A 1,452-nucleotide genomic window follows, 5' to 3' on the forward strand; every position below is an offset into this window, starting at 1 on the left:
TTGAAAAGCACCGCTTATGGTATTGCCCTTCGACATAATCGAAGTYGATCCACAAAACGCTTAGACATATTGCTGCTCATTGCGTTACTGGCTGAAATTTTAATGTGGTGGAATGGTTTAGCGGCTGCACAAGCAAAGTGGCATTTTGACTTCCAAGCTAACAGCATCAAGCACCGGAGAGTCCTCTCAATACCACGACTTGGGCGGGAAGTTCGAGTTCATCGACGATATCAAATTAACGACTCCCAATATCAATGGGCAATGCTTGAATATCAACGACTCACTCACACCGAAGGGCTGGGCAAATTATGAGGGGATCCGTCAGCACCTTGGCATAAGGTGCGCCAACGCTGAACTTACAGAACCAATTACACTTCATACCAAAACCGCCGAGTGTCAGGCGTCACCTTAATGCCTTTGTTAACACTATTTAACGTACTTATTTAACAAGTAATTACTTAATCCTTGGTGATCAGGGAATAATGAAAAGTCGTCTACTCCTAAACAACTTAAATACCGTTTAATTGACTCAACCAACTCACAAGGAATTAGAATTTTCCTAACCATTTCAGGGCAGGTCTCCTCAATGGGTAAACTATTGTTACAATGGACAGTAAACATGCCTCTTTGTGCTGCAATTCTATTATTTCCATGCGGTGGTTGGATAGCAAAAGGAAGGTCAATTTTACTATTCCCTGTGAGAATATTTGAAACTGAGTAATCAGGGAGATTATTTCCAGCTATATCAGGAATGCTAGATGTATCATAGATGCAAGCATGGCCAGTGCTTTTTTTATTTAAGGTGTGTGGTCTTAAAATCCAGACACATGGAGATACCGGTTGACCTATTACAGCAAAAAATAAAGCAGTTCCTAAACAAGATGTCCAATCCAATAATCTTGTAGGTAACCCATAGTGCTGCATATCCTGTAGCAGCTCCCAATTGGTTTTGTTAATACCATTTAATGATGATGCATGAGTTTTATAGGAATAAAATAACTCTGGTTCATTACACTTCTTTTCTAATCTCAAGATTGAAGGGTGTAATTTATATGTGGCATCACCGTGTCCCCTGTACCAACACGTTTTATTTCCACATAAGTTAATGACAGCATCATCTACTTCTTTCAAAAATGCATCAAGCACAAAACCTCCGTAATAGTGTTAACGCCTGCATCTTACGAATCCCCTCATAATTTTTTTGATAAACAATGAGGTAGACGCGCACCGACACCTTTGATCTAATGGATATCGCCAGAAACACATTAGACCAATTGGACGGTACGATGCGCGATTTTCAGATTCTACAGCAAACAATTCAAAACCACTGCCCTAGTATTCACAAAAAACGCCTTAATTCTCTGATACTTGCTACACGGAGTGTTCTTGATGGTTCAGATCTGACATTAACAAAGCTTGGCCGACGACTTGAAACCAATACAACTGTAAAAC

Annotated in this window: 1 protein-coding gene and 1 pseudogene; one reads left to right on the forward strand and one right to left on the reverse strand. The window is 40.1% G+C overall.

Annotated elements, in window-relative coordinates; genetic code table 11:
- A pseudogene (locus tag L4D12_RS25345) lies at positions 1–312 on the forward strand (IS4 family transposase); the annotation flags it as partial.
- Positions 313–426: 114 nt separating this feature from the next.
- Here L4D12_RS25345 and L4D12_RS25350 read toward each other — a convergent pair.
- The gene (locus L4D12_RS25350; RefSeq protein ID WP_428450584.1) at positions 427–1,146 is read right to left on the reverse strand and encodes an FRG domain-containing protein; all 720 of its coding nucleotides are present in this window, start codon (positions 1,144–1,146) and stop codon (positions 427–429) included.
- Positions 1,147–1,452: the final 306 nt, after the last annotated feature.

The sequence above is a fragment of the Photobacterium nomapromontoriensis genome (assembly GCF_050336815.1).
Lineage (GTDB): Bacteria > Pseudomonadota > Gammaproteobacteria > Enterobacterales > Vibrionaceae > Photobacterium > Photobacterium nomapromontoriensis.